We start from the raw sequence: 5,437 nt of genomic DNA on the forward strand, positions 1-5,437 counted from the left end.
AAACGCCAAGACCCCGCTTTTGAGGGCGGGGTCTTGGACTGGGTAAGGAGCCTGACGATTACCTACTTTCACACGGGCAATCCGCACTATCATCGGCGTGGAGTCGTTTCACGGTCCTGTTCGGGATGGGAAGGGGTGGTACCGACTCGCTATGGTCATCAGGCATGACGGGTTGCTGCGTCGCATCGGGTCCGGTTGAACCTGGCGCCACAGCCAATCTGGAAGAAGCGTAAAGAGGGTGGGATGTGTTGTTCGGCACAACAGCGATCTCTGACCGGTCTGAAACATACCGGTTATAGGATCAAGCCTTACGGGCAATTAGTATCAGTTAGCTTAACGCATTACTGCGCTTCCACACCTGACCTATCAACGTCCTGGTCTTGAACGACCCTTCAAGGGGCTCGAAGCCCCGGGGATATCTCATCTTAAGGCGAGTTTCCCGCTTAGATGCTTTCAGCGGTTATCTCTTCCGAACATAGCTACCCGGCGATGCCACTGGCGTGACAACCGGTACACCAGAGGTTCGTCCACTCCGGTCCTCTCGTACTAGGAGCAGCCCCCTTCAAATATCCAGCGCCCACGGCAGATAGGGACCAAACTGTCTCACGACGTTTTAAACCCAGCTCACGTACCTCTTTAAATGGCGAACAGCCATACCCTTGGGACCGGCTACAGCCCCAGGATGAGATGAGCCGACATCGAGGTGCCAAACACCGCCGTCGATATGAACTCTTGGGCGGTATCAGCCTGTTATCCCCAGAGTACCTTTTATCCGTTGAGCGATGGCCCTTCCATACAGAACCACCGGATCACTATGACCTGCTTTCGCACCTGCTCGACTTGTCGGTCTCGCAGTTAAGCACGCTTATGCCATTGCACTATCAGCACGATTTCCGACCGTACCTAGCGTACCTTCGTACTCCTCCGTTACACTTTGGGAGGAGACCGCCCCAGTCAAACTGCCCACCATGCACTGTCCCCGACCCGGATCACGGGCCAAGGTTAGAACCTCAAACAAACCAGGGTGGTATTTCAAGGACGGCTCCACGCAGACTGGCGTCCACGCTTCATAGCCTCCCACCTATCCTACACAGATCGGTTCAAAGTCCAATGCAAAGCTACAGTAAAGGTTCATGGGGTCTTTCCGTCTAGCCGCGGGGAGATTGCATCATCACAAACACTTCAACTTCGCTGAGTCTCGGGAGGAGACAGTGTGGCCATCGTTACGCCATTCGTGCAGGTCGGAACTTACCCGACAAGGAATTTCGCTACCTTAGGACCGTTATAGTTACGGCCGCCGTTTACCGGGACTTCAATCAAGAGCTTGCACCCCATCATTTAATCTTCCGGCACCGGGCAGGCGTCACACCCTATACGTCCACTTTCGTGTTTGCAGAGTGCTGTGTTTTTATTAAACAGTCGCAGCCACCAGTTTATTGCAACCCCTTCACCCTTCGCCCGCAGGGGCGTCAAGCTACAGGGGCGTACCTTATCCCGAAGTTACGGTACCAATTTGCCGAGTTCCTTCTCCCGAGTTCTCTCAAGCGCCTTAGAATACTCATCTCGCCCACCTGTGTCGGTTTGCGGTACGGTCAATGTGAAACTGAAGCTTAGAGGCTTTTCCTGGAACCCCTTCCGATTGCTTCGCTCCCGAAGAAGCTCGCGCCACGCCCTTGAATTCCGTGCCCGGATTTGCCAGAGCACCTTCTCCAACGCAGCGACCGGGACTTCCAACACCCGGACAACCTTCCGCGATCCGTCCCCCCATCGCATTTCACACTGGTGCAGGAATATTGACCTGCTTCCCATCAGCTACGCATTTCTGCCTCGCCTTAGGGGCCGACTCACCCTACGCCGATGAACGTTGCGTAGGAAACCTTGGGCTTACGGCGAGGGGGCCTTTCACCCCCTTTATCGCTACTCATGTCAGCATTCGCACTTCCGATACCTCCAGCACGCTTTTCAACGCACCTTCGCAGGCTTACGGAACGCTCTCCTACCATGCGTGCAAAGCACGCATCCGCAGCTTCGGTATATGACTTAGCCCCGTTACATCTTCCGCGCAGGACGACTCGATCAGTGAGCTATTACGCTTTCTTTAAAGGGTGGCTGCTTCTAAGCCAACCTCCTGACTGTTTTAGCCTTCCCACTTCGTTTCCCACTTAGTCATATTTGGGGACCTTAGCTGGCGGTCTGGGTTGTTTCCCTCTTGACACCGGACGTTAGCACCCGATGTCTGTCTCCCGTGATTGCACTCTTCGGTATTCGGAGTTTGCTATGGCGAAGTAATCCGCAATGGACCCTTCAACCATGACAGTGCTCTACCCCCGAAGGTGATACACGAGGCACTACCTAAATAGTTTTCGGAGAGAACCAGCTATTTCCAGGTTTGTTTAGCCTTTCACCCCTATCCACAGCTCATCCCCTAACTTTTCAACGTTAGTGGGTTCGGACCTCCAGTACGTGTTACCGCACCTTCATCCTGGCCATGGATAGATCACCTGGTTTCGGGTCTACACCCAGCGACTGAATCGCCCTGTTCGGACTCGCTTTCGCTACGCCTGCCCTAATCGGTTAAGCTCGCCACTGAATGTAAGTCGCTGACCCATTATACAAAAGGTACGCCGTCACCCCTTGCGAGGCTCCGACTGTTTGTATGCATGCGGTTTCAGGATCTATTTCACTCCCCTCCCGGGGTTCTTTTCGCCTTTCCCTCACGGTACTGGTTCACTATCGGTCGATCACGAGTATTTAGCCTTGGAGGATGGTCCCCCCATCTTCAGACAGGATTTCACGTGTCCCGCCCTACTTGTCGTACACCTAGTTCTTCCTCGCTGTTTTCGCCTACGGGGCTATCACCCACTATGGCCGCACTTTCCAGAGCGTTTGGCTAACAACGAAGATAAAGAGTACAGGCTGGTCCCATTTCGCTCGCCACTACTTTGGGAATCTCGGTTGATTTCTTTTCCTGCGGTTACTTAGATGTTTCAGTTCACCGCGTTCGCTCCACACAACCTATGTATTCAGTTGTGGGTGACCCATACGGGCCGGGTTTCCCCATTCGGATATCGGAGGATCAAAGCTCGTTTGCCAGCTCCCCTCCGCTTTTCGCAGGCTACCGCGTCCTTCATCGCCTGTGATCGCCAAGGCATCCACCACATGCACTTGTTCGCTTGACCCTATAACGGGTATGTCTCTGCCGTGTTGCCACGTCGAGTCACACTCGCTACAGGTTGAGTATTCGCGTTGTGCCGTATTCCAGGTTCGTCTTTCGATGAACTCAAAAATACTTTCGATACAATCACAACCCTGACTTACCTACTCACACCCATCTCTAAGTGCTTTCGATAAATCTCTTTACTACTTCTTCCTGATTGTTAAAGAACGACAGCCGATATGCTTTTACACACATCCAGTCTGACTGGCTCAATTGCCAATGCTTAAGGCTCAGTTCGCACTGAACACTAGGCATTGGGAATTGGTGGAGGATGACGGGATCGAACCGACGACCCCCTGCTTGCAAAGCAGGTGCTCTCCCAGCTGAGCTAATCCCCCAGTCATACAGCGCACAGCGGGTATCCGCCCAGCCACTTCAGCTAGCCACCGCAGACAAGGCAATGGTGGGTCTGGATGGATTCGAACCATCGACCCCCGCCTTATCAAGACGGTGCTCTAACCGACTGAGCTACAGACCCCTGAGCCTGTCTCTTCAAACAACAGCCGACAAGTGTGAGCGCTCAACTTTGAACGCGAAGCTCTGGAAAGGAGGTGATCCAGCCGCACCTTCCGATACGGCTACCTTGTTACGACTTCACCCCAGTCATGAATCCTACCGTGGTGACCGTCCTCCTTGCGGTTAGACTAGCCACTTCTGGTAAAACCCACTCCCATGGTGTGACGGGCGGTGTGTACAAGACCCGGGAACGTATTCACCGCGGCATGCTGATCCGCGATTACTAGCGATTCCAGCTTCACGCAGTCGAGTTGCAGACTGCGATCCGGACTACGATCGGTTTTCTGGGATTGGCTCCACCTCGCGGCTTGGCAACCCTCTGTTCCGACCATTGTATGACGTGTGAAGCCCTACCCATAAGGGCCATGAGGACTTGACGTCATCCCCACCTTCCTCCGGTTTGTCACCGGCAGTCTCCCTAGAGTGCTCTTGCGTAGCAACTAGGGACAAGGGTTGCGCTCGTTGCGGGACTTAACCCAACATCTCACGACACGAGCTGACGACAGCCATGCAGCACCTGTGTTACGGCTCCCTTTCGGGCACTCCCACCTCTCAGCAGGATTCCGTACATGTCAAGGGTAGGTAAGGTTTTTCGCGTTGCATCGAATTAATCCACATCATCCACCGCTTGTGCGGGTCCCCGTCAATTCCTTTGAGTTTTAATCTTGCGACCGTACTCCCCAGGCGGTCAACTTCACGCGTTAGCTACGTTACCAAGTCAATGAAGACCCGACAACTAGTTGACATCGTTTAGGGCGTGGACTACCAGGGTATCTAATCCTGTTTGCTCCCCACGCTTTCGTGCATGAGCGTCAGTATTGGCCCAGGGGGCTGCCTTCGCCATCGGTATTCCTCCACATCTCTACGCATTTCACTGCTACACGTGGAATTCTACCCCCCTCTGCCATACTCTAGCCCGCCAGTCACCAATGCAGTTCCCAGGTTAAGCCCGGGGATTTCACATCGGTCTTAGCGAACCGCCTGCGCACGCTTTACGCCCAGTAATTCCGATTAACGCTCGCACCCTACGTATTACCGCGGCTGCTGGCACGTAGTTAGCCGGTGCTTATTCTTCCGGTACCGTCATCCTCCATCCATATTAGGAACGAAGTTTTCTTTCCGGACAAAAGTGCTTTACAACCCGAAGGCCTTCTTCACACACGCGGCATTGCTGGATCAGGGTTGCCCCCATTGTCCAAAATTCCCCACTGCTGCCTCCCGTAGGAGTCTGGGCCGTGTCTCAGTCCCAGTGTGGCTGGTCGTCCTCTCAGACCAGCTACAGATCGTCGCCTTGGTAGGCCTTTACCCCACCAACTAGCTAATCTGCCATCGGCCGCCCCTTGAGCGCGAGGTCCGAAGATCCCCCGCTTTCCTCCACAGAGCGTATGCGGTATTAATCCGGCTTTCGCCGGGCTATCCCCCACTCCAGGACACGTTCCGATGTATTACTCACCCGTTCGCCACTCGCCGCCAGGGTTGCCCCCGCGCTGCCGTCCGACTTGCATGTGTAAGGCATGCCGCCAGCGTTCAATCTGAGCCAGGATCAAACTCTTCAGTTCAAACCTGTTACTGTTTTTCGGTTTCGTTAGAAACCGGTCGCTCACTCAAAATCACTGACGAATGATTCGATCTCTCGAACCTTCCTCAATTACTTCCGTGTGAGACTCGATTACTTTCGCTATTCCGGCGACCCGAAGATCACCG

2 tRNA genes and 3 rRNA genes are annotated in these 5,437 nt (G+C 54.1%); all 5 read right to left on the reverse strand.

Annotated elements, in window-relative coordinates:
* Positions 1–49 precede the first annotated feature (49 nt).
* Positions 50–163: ribosomal RNA gene (gene rrf, locus G3N95_RS40240) — 5S ribosomal RNA — on the reverse strand.
* A 134-nt stretch (positions 164–297) separates the two neighbouring features.
* Positions 298–3,179 (reverse strand): 23S ribosomal RNA (locus G3N95_RS40245).
* A 300-nt stretch (positions 3,180–3,479) separates the two neighbouring features.
* Positions 3,480–3,555: transfer RNA gene (locus G3N95_RS40250), tRNA-Ala, on the reverse strand.
* Positions 3,556–3,618: 63 nt separating this feature from the next.
* Positions 3,619–3,695, reverse strand: a tRNA-Ile gene (locus G3N95_RS40255).
* A gap of 66 nt (positions 3,696–3,761) precedes the next feature.
* Positions 3,762–5,292 (reverse strand): 16S ribosomal RNA (locus tag G3N95_RS40260).
* The 16S, 23S and 5S rRNA genes sit together here with 2 tRNA genes alongside, the layout of an rRNA operon.
* Positions 5,293–5,437 lie beyond the last annotated feature (145 nt).

Origin of the sequence: Paraburkholderia sp. Tr-20389 (genome assembly GCF_017104565.1) — a bacterium.
GTDB lineage: Bacteria > Pseudomonadota > Gammaproteobacteria > Burkholderiales > Burkholderiaceae > Paraburkholderia.